Source organism: Pedobacter nyackensis (assembly GCF_032678475.1).
Lineage (GTDB): Bacteria > Bacteroidota > Bacteroidia > Sphingobacteriales > Sphingobacteriaceae > Pedobacter > Pedobacter nyackensis_A.
Genome location: NZ_JAVTSF010000007.1, coordinates 223,520 through 241,371, shown reverse-complemented (window position 1 = coordinate 241,371; position 17,852 = coordinate 223,520). Strand labels below are relative to the sequence as shown.

General features: G+C 39.4%; 11 protein-coding genes. 2 read left to right on the top strand and 9 right to left on the bottom strand.

Features of this window, described 5'->3' with window-relative positions:
- Positions 1 to 51: 51 nt before the first annotated feature.
- Positions 52 to 909, bottom strand: a complete 858-nt coding sequence (locus R2Q84_RS20880) for an AraC family transcriptional regulator (protein ID WP_316818541.1) — start codon at positions 907 to 909, stop codon at positions 52 to 54.
- A 144-nt stretch (positions 910 to 1,053) separates the two neighbouring features.
- Here R2Q84_RS20880 and R2Q84_RS20875 point away from each other — a divergent pair, with 144 nt between their 5' ends.
- Both R2Q84_RS20875 and R2Q84_RS20870 read left to right on the top strand, forming a co-directional pair.
- On the top strand, positions 1,054 to 3,954 hold the full coding sequence (locus R2Q84_RS20875; RefSeq protein ID WP_316818540.1) for a two-component regulator propeller domain-containing protein: 2,901 nt from the start codon (positions 1,054 to 1,056) through the stop codon (positions 3,952 to 3,954).
- A 9-nt stretch (positions 3,955 to 3,963) separates the two neighbouring features.
- On the top strand, positions 3,964 to 4,596 hold the full coding sequence (locus tag R2Q84_RS20870; protein WP_316818539.1) for a response regulator transcription factor: 633 nt from the start codon (positions 3,964 to 3,966) through the stop codon (positions 4,594 to 4,596).
- Positions 4,597 to 4,600: 4 nt separating this feature from the next.
- On the opposite strand, the gene R2Q84_RS20865 is transcribed toward R2Q84_RS20870, so the two are convergent.
- From R2Q84_RS20865 to R2Q84_RS20830, 8 genes are all read right to left on the bottom strand, one after another.
- Positions 4,601 to 5,224: a hypothetical protein gene (locus R2Q84_RS20865; RefSeq protein ID WP_316818538.1), complete on the bottom strand. Its 624-nt coding sequence runs from the start codon at positions 5,222 to 5,224 to the stop codon at positions 4,601 to 4,603.
- 42 nt (positions 5,225 to 5,266) lie between these two features.
- Entirely contained in the window at positions 5,267 to 7,171 is a 1,905-nt protein-coding gene (locus R2Q84_RS20860; RefSeq protein WP_316818537.1) for a beta-N-acetylhexosaminidase, read from the bottom strand.
- A 122-nt stretch (positions 7,172 to 7,293) separates the two neighbouring features.
- Positions 7,294 to 8,256, bottom strand: coding sequence for a thioredoxin-disulfide reductase (trxB, locus tag R2Q84_RS20855; RefSeq protein WP_316818536.1), 963 nt, complete (start codon positions 8,254 to 8,256; stop codon positions 7,294 to 7,296).
- Positions 8,257 to 8,358: 102 nt separating this feature from the next.
- Positions 8,359 to 9,987: an acyl-CoA carboxylase subunit beta gene (locus tag R2Q84_RS20850; RefSeq protein ID WP_316818535.1), complete on the bottom strand. Its 1,629-nt coding sequence runs from the start codon at positions 9,985 to 9,987 to the stop codon at positions 8,359 to 8,361.
- Between the two features lie 95 nt (positions 9,988 to 10,082).
- Positions 10,083 to 11,165 carry a ThuA domain-containing protein gene (locus R2Q84_RS20845; RefSeq protein WP_316818534.1) on the bottom strand — a complete coding sequence of 361 codons (1,083 nt, stop codon included), beginning with the start codon at positions 11,163 to 11,165 and terminating at the stop codon, positions 10,083 to 10,085.
- A 39-nt stretch (positions 11,166 to 11,204) separates the two neighbouring features.
- Complete coding sequence (locus R2Q84_RS20840; RefSeq protein ID WP_316818533.1) at positions 11,205 to 14,399, bottom strand: PVC-type heme-binding CxxCH protein; 3,195 nt, start codon at positions 14,397 to 14,399, stop codon at positions 11,205 to 11,207.
- A 220-nt stretch (positions 14,400 to 14,619) separates the two neighbouring features.
- Complete coding sequence (gene fabF, locus R2Q84_RS20835; RefSeq protein ID WP_316818532.1) at positions 14,620 to 15,873, bottom strand: beta-ketoacyl-ACP synthase II; 1,254 nt, start codon at positions 15,871 to 15,873, stop codon at positions 14,620 to 14,622.
- A 272-nt stretch (positions 15,874 to 16,145) separates the two neighbouring features.
- Positions 16,146 to 17,852: a protein-disulfide reductase DsbD family protein gene (locus R2Q84_RS20830; protein WP_316818531.1), complete on the bottom strand. Its 1,707-nt coding sequence runs from the start codon at positions 17,850 to 17,852 to the stop codon at positions 16,146 to 16,148.

The window sequence follows — 17,852 nt, the reverse complement described above, 5'->3', positions numbered from 1 at the left end:
AGTTAACATATCGTTAAATGATAAGCGAAAATCACCGTAATACTGACTATCTTACCTATATTGTCCAGGGGTCACGTTAAATGAGTTTCTAAAAAGCCGGATAAAAGAACTCGGACATTCAAAGCCCACAATGTCCACAATCTCACCCACAGGGTAATTTGTGTTTCTCAATAGATATTTAGCCTGTTGTAATCTTACTCCTGTCAGAAACTGATGTGGAGACTGCTGATAAGCCTGCTTAAAAGTACGTAGCAAATGATTTACCGACAAACAGGCCACCTGTGCGATTTCATCTAACTGTATCCGTTTTTTGTAATTACTGATCATGTAATCCCTGGCAACAGATAAACGTCTCAGAATCTCTGTTTTAGTACTTCCGTTCAGGAACTGTAGGGAAGCTGCTCTTTTCGTAATTTCTGAATTATATAAATCGTAATAATCAAGTAAAGTATGATTCAAGTATGCCTTTAAAAGTTGTGGATTTTTTACGCCATCTTCTATTTGCCTGATCAACTGCAATACATTAAACTTAATGTCCCCTTCCAATGGATATATCGATTCTACCAGACGTTTGCGCTTTAGGTTGAAGTTTTCCGGACAATCAGGTAATAGGTATTCTTTAAAAAGACTGGAATCTTCAAATTCCTGTATAAAATCAGCATCCAACAAAATGGTCAGCTTTTCCACCTCCATTGTCGAATTAATCTCCTGTGTATAAACGGTATCCGAATTTAAAAAGATAAAGCTACCAGGTGCCAGCGTGATGTTCCGTTTTTCGATAGTAAAATTTACCTCGCCCTTAATAACCACATGTAGCGCATATTTCCCGGTAAACTTCGAATGACAGGAATTATAAGTAATTTCTCTTATAATCTCGGCGCCATTCACCAAAATCTTATTATACTTCATATCTTCACACTTGATTAGCCCCTATAACTAACTGAGAATGAAACAAATTTAACATAAAATAAATAAGAAACACTAACCCCTAAAGGGGTATTTTTCTTTTAAATTACATTTATATTTACAGCCACTAAACTTATTCTTTTAACTGTGACCTATTTAAGATCAATATTTGTATGCTTAGTCTTTTTCATCTGCAGCACAGAAAGCTTCGGGCAGCGATACAATTTTGAGCAATACGACATTCAGGATGGACTGATCCAATCACAGGTTACAGCCTTTGTACAAGACCAACAAAACAGGTTATGGATTGCTACTCTAGGTGGATTAAGCTGTTTTGATGGCAACAATTTTACCAATCTGGGTAAAACAAATGGCTTAAACAGTAACTTCCTTTTATCGCTTACAACCAATAAACAAGGCAGCTTGATTATAGGCACCGAAAAAGGCCTGTCCATTTACAAAAACGATAGTCTTTACAAATACACCCATTTAAACGAATGGGCAGATAAAATAACAACCACCTCAACAGGAAAAATATACGGAATTTCAGGTAGGAACCTTTTTAAAGTAAAAAGAACAATAACTGAACTTATCTATGTAACCGGTGATTCTACGGAGATTGTAACCGCTTTAAAAACCGACGGCAAGGGAAAAACCTGGGTGGCGCTCTACGGTCGTGGTTTGTATTACCTGTCCGGAAATAAATGGTACAAAAAAGAAACCGACAAACAAATAGAAAACTTAATCATCACCGATTTACTGATCGACAATCTCTCGAAAGATAAAGTCTGGTTACTTACGCCTGGAGGTGTCTACATCGCCGAAGAAGGCGAAATAAAAAAGGCCTTTTCAGATGTCATAAAAAAAGCAACAGCTATAAGCCAGGATCAGCAGGGCAATATATGGTTAGGCACAAATAGCGGTGCATGGTTTATCTCTAAGACTCAAAGAATCCATTTTAATGCAAAAAATGGATTTACGGACAATGTAGTTAACAAAATTTTCAAAGATCGGGAGAATAACATATGGCTGGGGACTGATGGTTCAGGAATATTTAAATTCAATAGCAAAAGCTATGTCACTTACGATGAATCCCAGGGATTACAAAACAGTATCGTAATGAGTATCATTAATGGGCCACGTAAAGGTGAAATATGGCTGGGCACCTATAATGGTATTTACATACATAAAAACAATACCGTTAAGCAATTCAACATCCCTTCTGATAATGAAGATGCCAAACGTATTAATTTTTTATTTAACGATAGCAGCAATAACATCTGGATCGGTACAGTTGGCGGAGGACTATGGATATATAGCAACAATAGCTTTAAGCGTGTAGATAAAGAAAATCAATCTGTAGCTTGCAACGCCATACTAGAAGACCGCCATAAAAACATCTGGATATCAACCAATTTCGGCTGTTTCGTATTGGATAGAAAAACAGGAAAAATAGACCTGGTCCTACGGCAATTTGGAACCAGCGTGCTCGAAATTGGCAACAACATTATGATTACAGGCAATCAGAATGGCGCCCATATTATCCGTAATAAAAAAGACATAAAACCACTGAATTTTAAGCCCTTAATAGGTTCAAGTATCCTATCTATGCTCAAATATGGCGATCATGTTCTTTTTGGAACAGCCGACAATGGCCTGATCATCTGGAACATTACTACAGGTAAAATAAAACAGATCAGCACCAAAGACGGACTACTCTCCGATCACATATATAGCTTAATGCTTGATAAAAAAGGTGTAATATGGATGGGAACAGGAAGAGGAGTAAACAGGTTAAATGCGAAAAATTTCAATCTGTTGACCAGCATTAATGACAATGCCTTGCTGGTGGAGTGTAACCAAAATGCCATCATGGAAAATGAAGGTAAGATATGGATTGGCACTACAAAGGGAGCCTTGGTTTACAACAACAACAACAATACAACCTCTGTAATAAAGCCATCCATTTTTATCAACTCGGTGAATGTTTTACCACAAAATAAAAAAGGCAGTCAGGCAGCGAAACCGACAACTTACAAAGAACATGAACTCACTAAGAAAATAGTACTGCCTTATAACCACAACCACCTCAACATTAGCTTTACCGGCGTTTACCTAACCAACCCCAAAGCGGTGATGTACCAGTACCGGCTAAAAGGCCTCGAAGATAAGTACGGCAAACCAGGCATCAATCCTTCGGCTAATTACACCGCATTGCCGCCTGGTAAATACACCTTCCAGGTAAAAGCAGTTACGCAATCAGGAGTTGAATCGGGCAACACGGCCTCCTTCGAGTTAGAAATTACCCCGCCCTATTATCAAACTACCATTTTCAAAGTCTTTATCTTCTGCCTCATATTGCTGTTAATGATGATCTCCGTCTATACCATTATCAATTTAAATGAAAGACAGCGTAAACTAAGGCTAAAGATTAAGCTGGAAGAACAATTTAAAATCAGAAAACAGACTGCTGAGGATTTTCATGATGATATTGGTAACAAACTAACCCGGATCTCAGTCTTATCAGAGGTGTTGAGTGCAATGACAGATAAAGATGACCATGAAAAGAGGGCAATTATACAAAAGGTTAAAACCAATGTTAACGAATTGTATAATGGTACCAAAGATATTTTATGGTCATTAAATCCAAAAAATGATACATTAGGTGAATTATTGACGCACATCAAAGAATTTGGTTGTGAGATGTTTGACGACACCCAAATTAGTTTTGAGGATGAAACCATTGTGAACGACACCAGCAAACGACTTCCATTGGAACTGAGCAGAAATATATTAATGATTTATAAAGAAGCAATTAACAATACTTTGAAATACGCGAAAGGCGATCGGGTTATTTTTATGGCGAAAATGACCAGCAACATACTGGAAATTCAGCTTAAAGACAACGGAATAGGATTCAACACATCCGCATCAAAAAATGGACAGGGTATGAATAACATGCAGGTAAGAGCCCGCAGAATTAAAGGAAATTTAAATATCATGTCGACCAATGCAGGGACAACTGTAGCGCTCTCCGTTAAACTTTAACAAACGAAAATGGATACTACAGCAGACGCAACAATTGTAATTATTGAAGATGATCAGACTATCAGAGAAGGTTATACTTACCTGATCAACTATACATCTCCTTACCAGGTAGTGAACAGCTACGCCTCTTTTGATCTTGCCAAACATAAAATTGTTCAGGATAATCCGGATGTAATTATCCTTGACATACAGATGTCAGGCACAAATGGTATAGACGCTATCCCTATACTAAAGAAGTTACTTCCACAAGTACATATCATCATGCTAACCGTGCATGAAACCGAGAAAATCATTCTGGAGGCTTTAGCCAATGGTGCTGCCGGTTACTTTACCAAAAACACACCTTCTTCAAAACTTATTGAAGCCATTAAAGACGTAATGCAGGGTGGTGGCCCTATGAGTCCGAATGTTGCCAAAAAAGTGATTACCTCACTTCAGAAAAACCCGGATTCTCCACTTACTAAAAGAGAAACTCAGATACTTAATCTGATTACTAAAGGGAAAGACCGCTCACAAATCGCGGCTGAACTATTTATAGAAACTGAGACGGTAAAAACGCATATTAAAAACATCTATCTTAAACTGAATGTCAATTCAAAAGCAGATGCGATAAAAGTAGCCAGAAGTAACAGGCTTGTTTAACCTGTTACTTTTTTTCTTGCTTTATCTCGTCTACGGTGAAACTATTTCCGTTTAACTGGTAAACCAGCATCTTAACGTCCCCTGCTTTGATCGTTGTATCTTTTGGATTAACAACCGGGAATGAGCGGAACAAATTACCCTCTTTAATTAAAAACTTATCATTACCGGCATAGTTTTTCTTCATATTGCTGCTTAAAGCTGGAAAGTTGATCTTTCTGAAATCGCCCCCAGAGTACTCGTAAACGTTCAGATCCAATACATTTTTCTTACTTAGCAATTCAATATAAATCTCCGGATTACCATCGTTATCCATATCCATATTCCAGGCATCGGTAATGATTCCCTTACGTTCTGCAGAAAAAGAATTGTAATTGTTCTTCACAGAATCCGACATCAGAATCAGATAACCACCTATGCTATCCACACCTTTTCCCCAGCTTACAATCTCAAAGTTAAGTCCAGGTTTTACATTGATGTCTTTATAGAATGGAAACTGTCCGCCTGCCTTAGTAGCCACCACATCAGGTTTAACAGCCACCGTTACATCTTTTTTGCTGTCACCACAGGAAACCATAAAAAGCACCCCTGCAAATAACAGGGAATGCTTTATAACATTGATTACTTTCATTTATTAAATTTCTGTTCTCATTAAATTATAACTCAATAAGGACTACTTTGTTTTCACATCAGCGGCACCATTATTCAGTACAGTCTCAGTTACCACACTCCTTTTTCCCGAAGGTGTAATTACAACTGTTTTCAAAACCTGCTTTGCACCTTTGGCAACGTTAATTTTAATTGGTTTGGTGTATAACGTACCCAACTCCGAAGGTCTTGTCAAGTCAAAAGTATAATAAATTTTCGAACCTGGTATTGGCTCTTTAAGTGTGATCTCAAACTGATCACCCTTTTGAACTGGATTATCCTGTCCGAAAGGTGTTGGCACCCAATAGTTTGTATTGGTTTTATCTAATTTTAAAAGATGCTGAGGTAAACGTTCCTCCGAAAAGTTTTTAATGTCTTTACGGGAATTCTGAGTCCAGGCAATCTCTGATAAGGCAAATAATCTTGGTAAGATAAAATACTCTACTTTTGAAGGGGTACGCATGTATTCAGTCCAAACATTTGCCTGTACACCTATAATATATTTTTGCTGATCTGCACTTAATTCCTTTGGCATCGGATCGTATGAATAAGCCAAAGAATACGGAGCTAAACCACCAATGTTAGTCGGCTCATCTGCTGATTTAGATTGCTTATGATCAAAATAAAGTCCAACAGGACCTCCTGGCGACATAATCACATCATGATTCTGTTTAGCTGCAGCAATTCCTCCTTCAGTACCTCTCCACGACATAACGGTAGCATTTGGTGCAAGTCCGCCTTCTAAAATCTCATCCCATCCGATGATGCTGCGACCTTTTGAATTTACATATTTCTCCATGCGCTGGATAAAATAACTCTGTAATTCATGTTCGTCTTTTAAACCTAACTGTTTAATTAATTTCTGACAGAATTCACTTTCCTTCCAGTATTCTTTCGGACTTTCATCACCACCAATATGAATATATTTAGATGGGAAAAGTGCAATCACTTCGTCCAGTACATCCTGTAAAAACTTAAAAGTATTATCTGAAGGTACAAATACGTCGTCAAATACACCCCATGTCTGTTGCACCTGCTTGCCCTTGCGAGAACCGGCCCATGGCGTGTTCTTGTCTACAAAAGTATCTCTCTCAGGGAAACAGCTCAACTCAGGATATGCTGTAATTGCTGCACTGGCATGCCCGGGCATTTCAATCTCCGGAATTACATTGATAAACCTTGAAGCAGCATAAGCCACAACTTCTTTAACTTCATTTTGAGTATAAAAACCTTTATAAACTTCACCATCGTTATTTACGCCTGGGTGGTGACCAATGATGGTTCCATTCCTGCTTGCACCGGCAGTTGTTAATTTTGGATATTTTTTAATTTCTATCCTCCATCCCTGATCATCCGTTAAATGCCAGTGAAAGTTATTCAACTTATACTGCGACATCAGGTCGATATATTTTTTAACGAAGGATACCGGAAAAATATGACGTGCTACATCTAAGTGCATTCCCCTGTATTTAAAACGTGGGTAATCACTAATTTCAGCCGCATTAATTAAAATCTGGTTACCTTTTTTTTCAGGCATCGTTTGGATCAACGACTGAACCCCATAAAATAAGCCGGCATCTTTACCTGTAACCGTGATGTTTTTCGCAGTAATTTTAATGGTATATCCTTCAGCAGGCAATTGATCAGCTCCTTCAGAACTCAGGATAATGGCACGTTCATTAGCACCTGCAGATTTAGCCTCTCTAAGTGAAAAACCGCCTCTTGTAACAACAAATGCGTTTAAAAGGTCTGCTGATTTTGCATTTTTAGCATCTTTTGAAACAAGGACAACTGTCTTGTCCAATTTGAAACTTCCGGGGTTCTTTTTTACAGATACCGGAGCAGGAATAATCCCCATGTTCACGTCATCTTGAGCAAAGGTATTCACATACAGGAATGCCAGTAAAATAACTGATAGTACTTTTTTCATTATTTTGTGTTAATAATATTGATTGATTTCATGTCTAAGATAAAAAAAAACATTAATAATGAAGCCAAAAAAAAGGCAGAACCAACAAATGGTTCTACCTCATTATTATTTTTTATTAGTAATTAAGCAGTTACTTTTATTCCGTGTTCTTTAGCAGCCAGGTAACGTTCTGCATCCAATGCAGCCATACAACCTGAACCAGCAGCTGTTACAGCCTGACGATAATAACTATCCTGTACATCACCACAAGCAAAAACACCTTCAATATTGGTTACTGTAGATCCTGGGACTGTTTTCAAATAACCTGTTTCATCCATGTCCAACTGACCTTTAAATATATCAGTATTCGGTTTGTGACCTATAGCAACGAAGAATCCTTCAACCGGGATATCAGATTCCGCTCCTGTTTGGTTATTTACCACTTTAACACCAGTAACATTTTTACCGTTACCTAAAATCTCTTTAGTTTCGGTATTGTAAATCACTTCAATATTTGGCGTATTCAATACCCTGTGCACCATCGCTTTCGAAGCTCTGAACTCATCTCTACGTACCAACATATATACTTTTTTACAAAGTTTAGCCAGGTAAGTTGCTTCTTCAGCTGCTGTATCACCAGCACCAACGATGGCTACATCCTGTCCTTTGAAAAAGAAACCATCACAAACTGCGCAGGCAGAAACACCAAAACCGTTATATTTTTGTTCACTAGGTAAGCCTAACCATTTAGCGGTAGCACCTGTAGAAATGATTACTGTCTCAGCAGTGATAGTCTTGATATCATCAACAGTCACTTTATGTGGCTTCGAAGAAAAATCAACTGCACTCACATAGCCAAAACGAACATCGGTACCAAAGCGTTCTGCTTGTTTACGGAAGTCTTCCATCATCTCCGGTCCTGTTATCCCGTTTGGATATCCTGGAAAATTATCTACCTCTGTTGTTTGGGTAAGCTGACCTCCCGGCTCCATACCCGTATACATAACTGGTTTAAGATCTGCACGCGCCGCATAAATTGCAGCTGTATATCCCGCAGGTCCTGAACCTATAATTAAACATTCAACGTGTTCTACTTCTTGTGACATATAGTTTTTTTATTGTATTGCAAAATTACGCTTTATCCGGCTATACACAAATAGCAATTTTGTAACAAATGCAACATTGTGATACCGGGATTATAATTCTGCTTAAGTTTGAATAATCCCTACATTAAATTGTTTTTTTATGGGCGACTGATTAGCGGCCTCAATCCCCATAGAGATTACCTTTCGCGTTTCTTTAGGATCAATGATACCATCAACCCATAACCTTGCAGCGGCATAATAAGGAGTAGTCTGTTTGTTGTACCGATCGGTAATTTCCTTCAGCAATTCAGCTTCTTTTTCTGGTGTAATCACCTCTCCTTTTGCTTTGAGTGAAGCCTCCTGAATCTGCAACAATACCTTAGCGGCTTGTGAGCCGCCCATTACCGCAATTTTTGCACTTGGCCAGGCATAAATCAGTTTTGGATCATAAGCTTTACCGCACATGGCATAATTACCTGCCCCGTAAGAATTACCGATCACAATGGTAAACTTTGGAACGACCGAATTGGCAACAGCATTCACCATTTTAGCACCATCTTTAATGATACCGCCATGTTCTGAACGACTACCTACCATGAAACCAGTAACATCCTGTAAAAACACTAAAGGAATCTTTTTCTGATTGCAGTTCATGATGAACCTTGTGGCTTTATCGGCACTATCAGAATAAATCACCCCGCCAAACTGCATCTCCCCTTTTTTGGATTTTACCACTTTACGCTGGTTGGCAACTATACCAACTGCCCAGCCATCAATGCGCCCAAGTCCGCAGATAATGCTCTGCCCGTATAATTTCTTGTATTCTTCAAAGTCTGAGTCATCTACCAAACGATGAATGATATCCAGCATTTCATAAGGTTTTTCCCTGTTTTCAGGTAATACACCATAAATTTCCTCCTGATCCAACTTCGGCAATACCGGTTTTACGCGATCAAAACCGGCCACCTGAGGTGCGCCCAACTTACTCATGATATTGCGGATACTGTCCAGGCATACCTGATCATTAGGATGTTTATAATCCGTCACCCCCGATATTTCACAATGTGTTGTCGCCCCTCCTAAAGTTTCATTATCAACATCCTCACCAATCGCTGATTTAACCAGGTACGAACCTGCTAAAAATACCGAACCGGTACCGTCAACAATCATCGCTTCATCACTCATAATTGGCAGATAAGCCCCACCTGCAACACAGGAACCCATTATGGCTGCAATCTGCACGATACCATCAGAAGACATCAGTGCATTGTTTCTGAACATACGTCCAAAGTGCTCCTTGTCTGGAAAAATCTCGTCCTGCATCGGCAGGTAAACGCCGGCACTGTCTACCAGATAAATAACCGGCAGCCTGTTTTCCATCGCAATTTCCTGTGCCCGCAAATTCTTTTTAGCCGTCATTGGAAACCATGCCCCCGCCTTTACCGTTGCATCATTGGCAACAATCATACATTGTCTGCCCGACACATAGCCGATACCACATACAACCCCTGCAGAAGGGCAACCACCCTGCTCAGCATACATTTCATCCGCAGCAAAAGCACCTACTTCCAGGAACTCACTATCATCGTCTATCAGATAAGCAATGCGCTCCCGGGCCAGGAGCTTTCCTTTCTCCTTTTGTTTAGCAACAGATTTATCTCCACCTCCTTTATATATTTTCTTGAGCCTGGTTTTGAGGTCATAAACCGCCTGCTTGTTTACATCTTCATTTTTGTTGAATTCTATATTCATGCAGGCAAGTTAAATTATATTTTTCACGGAACAAAAGTCCATTTCAGGCTTTGGTATAGTATCCTTTAAATACATCAGATATATACCAAACAAAATTACTTTTGTTTCACAACCTTCTTGCCCGGCATTATCAACGACTCCCAGCCCGCCAGATCAGAAGGCTTTACATCTGCTTTATACCCGTCAAAACTAAAGTTAGAAAAAGCAACAGGCCCTACAAATGCGACATTGTTCTTTGCCTTTATTTTTCCTTCCATCCCCATAGCCCACAGACTGGCATTAATCAACATCCTTCTAAAACCCTCATTTAAAATATCTACAGAAGCACCATGAGTTGTTGTAAAAGCACGGCCGCTTACACCATTTTCTATTTTATAATCACGTACCCAGGCAACAGGAAGCTCCTTTTTTGTTTTATCTGGTTCAGCATTGGTATCCATACCATTTAACACCTGACCTCGGGCAAGCACGGTCCCTGTTGGTTCTGCATTATAACCTCCGGATTGAACCCAGATATTCTTAACCCCACGAAAAATAGGATGATTCTTTTCTTCTTGCTGAATTAAGATATTTGAAGACTGTTTATGGTTCTGGCCATAATGACCTACCCAGGTTTCACCAAGAATATACTCACCAAAGCCTCCTTTCCAGGCAGTCTTTGATCCATTGTAATTATAGCCATAATGCTCCCATTTACTATTCCCTTTATTGTTAAAGGCATGAGTAGATGTCCTTAAACCAATAACCGGTCCGCCACGCTTCAGATAGTTATCAATATGGGTCATCTCCTTATCACTAAAATCAGCAAAACGAGTAAAAATAACCATCAGATCTGCATCTTCCAAAACTTCAAGTCCCTTAAGGTCAGAACCACCAGGTAAAATGCTTCCCTGCTCATCCAATGCATATACAACAGTGCAGGTCATGCCATACCGTTTGGCAAGAATCTTAGCTAAGGCCGGTAAAGCCTCTTCACTGCGATACTCATGATCAGTTGCAATAAAAACAACCTTTTTCCCAGGTGCTATTCCCTTTTCACCTTTATAAACTACACAATATCTTCCCTTATCGTCATTAGTCTCCTTTTTACTACCCTGATTCTCATCAGCTATTGATGGCATAGCACATAGTAACAGTACTACACTTAAACTCAAAAACAAAATTAAATTCTTTTTCATAACTATATTTTTTTTGAAAATCATCTCAACGGAACAGCTTTATTTTTTTTCCATCGGATATGCTTTAAGCAATGCCTCTGGTGTGTAAAAATCATCTTTACCTGCTATTGACGCCCGTATTTCCTTCACCTTTGCCGGAGAAACAGCAGAAGCGTTGTTTCCGAATGAATTCCGTACATAAGTAAGTACAGCTGCCACTTCATCATCATTAAGCATTCCCCCAAAAGGAGTCATGGGAACTTGTCCGGGATACTTTTTACCAAGTACTTCAATTGGTCCGTGAAGACCTTTTAAAGTCAACTTAATCAGCCGGTCTATACTCCCCTCTACCCACATGGTTTTCGCTAGAGGCGGAAACCCAGCTAACCCCAAACCTTTTCCATCCTCCTGGTGACAGGTAACACAGAATCCTTCCCGCATAAAAATAGCCTTTCCTTTAACATACTGATCCTGCTCATTCCCTTTAAGGGCTGTTTGACTCTGAACTACTTGTTTCACAGCTTTTACAGATACCCCATTAAGATGGGCCACCGCGGCTTCATATGCTGGCGCAATCCATTCATCAAGATCTTTCTTTCCTGCTTCCATTACAATAGGTAAACCTTTTGCTTTATCCAACCATGATGCGGCAGTAATTGCTTCCAAACGAACACGCCCATGCACATCTTTAGCTGCTTTTAAAAGCAAATCAGATTGATCAGGCAACTGATGCCCCATATAACGTACAACTTGAACTGCAGCTGCTCTTGCACGATAATCTTTTGCATTAAGCATCATTTTAAGTAAATTCTGGTCTAGTTTATTAAGTCCCCAGGTTACCCAAAGTGCTTCAAGTACATGATGTTCATATTTTGGATCCTTCTTATCAAGCTTAGCGACCCATGTTTTAATGCGTGGCAAAACATCAGATGCTTTACGTCCTCTAAGTTCAATATGAGTACGGTACCTACTTCCATATTCCGGAAGTTTTAAGTTATTCAGAAGTACATCAATACTCGCCCCTGCGATCTTAGCCGGTTTAACCAATGGACGAGAAGGGTAAGTAATGCGGTAAACACGACCATGCAAGTGATCGCGAAGCGGATCACGGGCATTATGCTGCATATGTCCAATTAAAACATTATGCCAGTCAATCAGATAAAGAGAACCATCAGGCGCAAATTCCAAATCTACCGGCCTGAAATTCTTATCATCCGACCAAAAAAGGTCCTGACGGTGTTTACCTTTAAAACCAGTTCCATCATCAATTAACATATGTTGTTTTGCACCTAAAAAGCCAATTGTATTGTTAATCAGATAATCTCCCTGTACCTCATTCGGAAAATGGCGACTAGATACAAACTCCAAACCTGATGTAGGCCGTACTTTATGCTTTTCTTCCACTAAGTCCAGTCCTTTGTTAACAGTCTCACCATATCTTGGTTTAATGGTACCCGGTAACATCCAGCGTACACTGGGACCAGAAGTTTCTGCATATATGGTTTGGCCCCAGTCATCAAAAGCAATGCCCCATGGATTTGGAATAGAAAGTTGAGCAACACGTTCCAAATGATTACGTTGAGGTGCATAACGGAAAAAACCACCATTCGTAGCACGAACTGGTCCATACGAGGTTTCGACATTGGAATGTAGGAAAACGCCTTCTCCCATATAAATAGCACCTGAAGGATCCATGGTATAAGTACTATGCGCATGATGGGTATCATGATCATCAAAACCACTCATGATGATTTTCTTTACATCAGCCTTATCGTCACCATCCGTATCGGTTAAAAGAATTAAATTAGTTCCCTGAGAAACGTAAACTCCTTCAGGAGCAAAAGAAAAGCCTATTGGAAGATGTAAACCATCTGCAAAAACTTTTTGTTTATCTGCTTTACCATCATTATTGGTGTCCTCAAATATTAAAATCTTGTCATTTGGCTTTGGATCACCCGGTTTCCAATGTGGATAAGTCGGCATGGTGGACACCCACAACCGGCCTTTAGTATCAAACGTCATCTGAACAGGTTTTGCCAAATCCGGAAATTCTACCTCTGAAGCAAAAAGCTCTATTTTATAGCCTGGTGCCAGATGAAATTTATCAAGGGCATCCTTACCATATAAATATTCGGCATTTCCATTTTTTCCAGATGGTTTATAATTTGTTTCCACTTCTGGAAGTACCGACGTCCTGGCATCAGCTCCTGCCACATCCATCTGTTTCCCTTTTGCGGCCTGCCAGATCGCCTGGTCTCTTATCGCAGTCATTTCACGAATTTTGGCTACCTCAGCAGGGTAGTTTTTTGGCCCGAACGGATCATATCTGCGACCATAAGCATGAACACCATTTGGTATCTTAATGTCATTATGCCACATCCAGTTCTTTTCAAGAACTGCCTTACGAACCAGTTCACGATTAGACTCATCTTTAGCTGACTTGTTCCCAAAAACCTTATCTGCCAGCATTACTGAAAATTTAGCATATCCCTCATCGTTAAGCTGAGACCCATCAATAGTGAAATCTTCACTTTTTGATTGAAACCATTTACTTGTAGGGGTAAAAGCATCTATAAATAAAACCTTGTTTTTTAAAGCTATTTCTTCCATCGCCTTAGCATACAATTCAAGGTTCACATTTTCTTTCTTTCCATTTGGAAGGTCTCTCTTATCAGACAGATCTTCAAAAGCAATTGGTGATACAATAGCCAGCTCAGGTACCGCTACACCATTATACTTTTGAGACAAAGTGTGTTTAATAAAAGCATCAAGTTCAGCTTTATAATTTTCAAGACCTTCAGCCCCTTGAAAAGATTCACTATATCCAAAAAAAGCAAGAATAACATCAGGTTTCAGCATGACAAGCCATTCGTCTTCTGTCGGAAAATGTCCTTCACTACCAGAATTGGTCGCCAATTCGGTCTGAAATTTTTCAGCACCGGGAAATGCCCAGGGAGAATTACGCGATGGATGAGGCCTGAATCCCGGCGTATTCCCTCCATCAGCCATATTACGGATGAAAAGCAAGCTATCAGGATAACGCAAATGCATTTCCGTTTCAAAATGACCAAAATTCATCATTCTTGAAGCCAGGTTGTTGCCGATTAAGACAATACGTGATCCTTTTTTAATTTTAATCGTATTTGCATTGGGTAAGGTTCCTTGAATTGTAAAAAACAAAATCAAGCCTAAACTAAATACAAATAAAAACCCTCTAAATATGGTTTTTGTGTGCGGTTGTAGTTTTCTGATCATTACTTGGTTACATTTGGTTAGTGCCAAATAACGTTAATTTGAACTGTTATAAATTTTGCATCTTCGGCAATCTATTAAGCTATTTTGGCGGCATTGTCAGACATTTTATCACCTGCCAATCCATTTATGATACCATTTTTTGGATAGTTATACACAAAAAAAAGGATGATCATCTTTTTATTGATGATACATCCTTTTTTCTCGTAAGACAGCCTGAGAACTACTTACCTGTATATTTCTTAAATATTGAAGTTGCAGTATGTCCGCCAAAACCAAAGGTATTGTTCAGCACATAATTAACTGGTTGTTTAACCGATTCACCTAAAATTATATTCAGTCCCTGAGGAATTGCAGGATCAAGTTCCTTTGTATTAATTGTACCTGGAATGATATCATCTTTTACCGACATAATGCTGATGATACTTTCAATAGCACCAGCCCCACCTAAAAGGTGTCCGGTCATAGATTTTGTAGCACTGATGGCTACAGGTAAATCACCAAATATTTTTTTGATTCCATTGAGTTCACCCACATCACCCAATCCGGTTGACGTAGCATGCGCATTGATATAATCAATTTTATCTGCGGAGATACCTGCATCTTTCAACGCGCTTGCGATACCCAATGAAGCACCTAAACCATCCGGAGGAGTACCAGTTAAATGGTAAGCATCAGCTGCCATACCACCACCTACCATCTCGGCATAAATATTTGCACCACGTGCAACAGCGTGTTCGTATTCTTCCAGGATTAAAGCTCCGGCGCCTTCACCAATCACAAAACCATCTCTGTCAATATCAAACGGACGTGATGCTGTAGCGTGATCATCATTCCTTTTCGATAAAGCATGCGCGGAGTTAAATCCACCTACAGATGACTCAGTAATAGCAGCTTCCGACCCACCGGCAACCATAATTGTCGCTTTACCTAAACGGATCGTATCAAAAGCACTGATGATTGCTGTATTAGATGACGCACAGGCCGAAACCGTAGCATAATTTGGACCATGTAGTTTATTCCTGATCGAAATTACCCCCGCAGCGATATCAACAATCATTTTAGGAATAAAATAAGGACTAAATCTTGGCGTACCATCTCCAAGGTGGTATTCTTTCAATTGCTGCTCAAATGTACTGATACCTCCATTACCTGAAGCCCATATTACACCAACTTCGTACCTTTCCACCTCAGGCATCGTTTCAAAATCCAAACCTGAATCTTTAATCGCCTGATCGCTGGCAGCAATAGCATACTGAGTATATAGATCGTATTTTTTCAGTTCCTTTTTGTCGACATAAACCTCAGCATCAAAATCTTTAACCTCGGCAGCGAAATTAGTTTTGAATTTTGAAGTGTCAAATTTTGTAATCGCACCAACACCGCTTTTTCCGGCAACAATGTTATCCCAAAATTCTTTTACTGTATTTCCCACCGGGGTTACAGCACCTAAACCTGTCACTACTACTCTTTTCATATTTACTTGTTACTTTATATCAAAACAATGGCTGTTTTGAACAATTTATCTTATTATTTATAACTCCGCGAACACTTTCCCGAGCCAAAAATAGATGTTTTTCACCACTAATGCTATTATCTGTTCAAAGCTTATCTCTTCACCCCTGATTACAAGCAGATTAACAATTATTTACAGATACAAAAAACCTTAAAACGTAAACAAGGCCGGTGGATGCCGGCCCTTGCTTAATTATTAACTACCAAATTTCAGTTTTTTATGGATAGTATCGTTTACTTCTTCTTGAAGGCAGTTAAACCGCTTTCCAGGAATTGAAGATATTCAGTAATATTTCTATTTGCACCAGATGGTTTTACCAGTGGTTGTTCATCATGACCAAGCAATACATAGTACGGCTGCGAATTGGAGTTGAATTTTGATGCCTGAACATCACTCCATTTGTTGCCTATAGTTTTGACATCCTTGCCACTAAAAGTCGATTTGTATTTTTCACTTTCTTCCAGCTCGGTCTTATCATCAACATATAATGAAATAATCACATAATCATTGTTAAGCTTGCTATAAACCGCTTTATCCGACCATACATTGGCTTCCATTTCCCGACAATTTACACAGGCATGCCCGGTAAAATCTACCATAACCGGTTTACCCACTTTTTTAGCATAAGCCATACCTTCATCGTAATCAAAGAATACATTCAGGTTTAATGGCGCATGGAAAATATCTGCATATTTATGTTTGCCCTCACTATGGTTTGAAGCAGCTGCAGTACCGCCGTTACCTCCGGTTAAAGTAGGTGTATATAAATCAAAATCCTGTGTACCCTGAGGTGGAAGGAAGGCTGAAATAGATTTCAAAGGTGCTCCCCATAAACCCGGGATCATATAGACCGTAAAGGACAACACTACGATAGAGATCATTAACCTCGGAATCGAAATGAAGTTCACAGGACTATCGTGCGAGAATTTTAACTTACCTAAAAGGTATAAACCCATTAGTCCGAAGATCACAATCCATAATACTAAGAAGATTTCTCTGTCGAACCAGTTCCAGTGATATGCTAAATCTACGTTGCTTAAGAATTTCATAGCTAAAGCCAGTTCTAAAAAGCCTAAAACAACTTTTACGCTGTTTAACCAGCCGCCTGATTTTGGTAAAGCACTTAACCAGGAAGGGAACATCGCAAACAAAGCAAATGGAATTGCCAGTGCAAAAGAGAATCCGAACATACCAATTGCCGGACCTAATAAAGCACCACTTGTAGCAGCCTGTACCAGCAGCGTACCAATGATTGGACCTGTACAAGAGAAAGATACCAATGCAAGTGTACCTGCCATAAAGAACAGACCTGCTAAACCACCCTTATCTGAGTTGGCATCCATTTTATTTACCCATGATGAAGGTAAAGTAATTTCGAAAGCCCCCAGGAAAGAGATCGCAAAGATCATCAGCAATACAAAGAACAGGAAGTTAAATACACCATTGGTAGACAAGCTATTTAAAGCATCGGCACCAAAGATTACAGTAACCAACAGGCCTAAAACCACATAAATTACAATGATAGACAAGCCATAAAACATAGCCCGGCTTACTGCAGTACCTTTACTCTGACTTCCTTTGGTGAAGAAACTTACGGTTAAAGGAAGCATTGGGAAAATACACGGCATTAAAAGGGCGGCAAGACCTCCGATAAAGCCGGTAATGAATATTCCGATCAACGATTGATCTTCTGCTTTTTCTTCGGTTACGGCAGTAACAGCAGTAGCGGTTGAGTCTTTCGTTGCTTTTACTTCTGTGCTAGTCGGAGCTGCAGCAACCGTATCTACAGGAGCTGTTTCAGCACCCATCTCGGTAAACTCCAGATCAGAAATTGTTGTATCTGCATCTTGTGCAAGTACGCTTGTCGCTGTTCCAAGGAAAATAAAAAGTCCAAGGATAAGTAGACGTATACGCATAAACATGTGGTGGTTTAGTTTCAT